The sequence below is a fragment of the Geminicoccus flavidas genome (assembly GCF_009806515.1).
GTDB classification, from domain to species: Bacteria; Pseudomonadota; Alphaproteobacteria; order Geminicoccales; family Geminicoccaceae; genus Geminicoccus; species Geminicoccus flavidus.
Map to the genome: position 1 here is coordinate 1 of NZ_WUJP01001148.1, position 503 is coordinate 503.

1 protein-coding gene is annotated in these 503 nt (G+C 65.8%); it reads left to right on the forward strand.

The window, feature by feature from the left end; all coding sequences use genetic code 11:
- Positions 1-276: 276 nt before the first annotated feature.
- Positions 277-378: a pyrroloquinoline quinone precursor peptide PqqA gene (pqqA, locus tag EQG76_RS31515; protein ID WP_159719139.1), complete on the forward strand. Its 102-nt coding sequence runs from the start codon at positions 277-279 to the stop codon at positions 376-378.
- Positions 379-503 lie beyond the last annotated feature (125 nt).

Genomic DNA, 503 nt, shown 5'->3' on the forward strand with positions numbered 1-503 from the left:
CCAGATCGACCGTCTCGATCCGCAACGGCTCGCCCGCCGCAAACGCCACCGCCGCCTGTACCTTCATCGCGCAGCCTCCCTTTGGCATGGCGCCGGCCCGGTCCTGGGGTCCCGGCACGGCCGATCATCGCCGAACCCCGGCGATTGCGGAACCATGCCCGACGGGGTAGCATTCACTGATGGCTGACTCCACGAGGATTCGACCCGCCGGTAATCATCGGCAATAGTGGCGATCTTCGTGAAGAATGTCCGCTGACTTGCAAAAGGGAGTGCCTGATGAATTGGGAAACCCCGGTCCTGATCGAGCTGCGGGTCGGTCTGGAGGTCACGAGCTACGAATCGGCCGACATCGACCTGCCGGACGACAGCGTCGACTGAGCGATGACCACGCCGGCCGGGGGCCGGCGTGGCATCTTCACGCATCTGCCATGCGACTCGACCTGTGAGCACGCCCGAGCCCTTGGCGCCGCCGGTGGGTCTGCTGGCCGAGCTGACCCATCGCT

Excerpts from the sequence above, each read along its gene's own strand:
- pqqA (WP_159719139.1), top strand. The coding sequence starts at position 277 with ATGAATTGGGAAACCCCGGTCCTGATCGAGCTGCGGGTCGGTCTGGAG.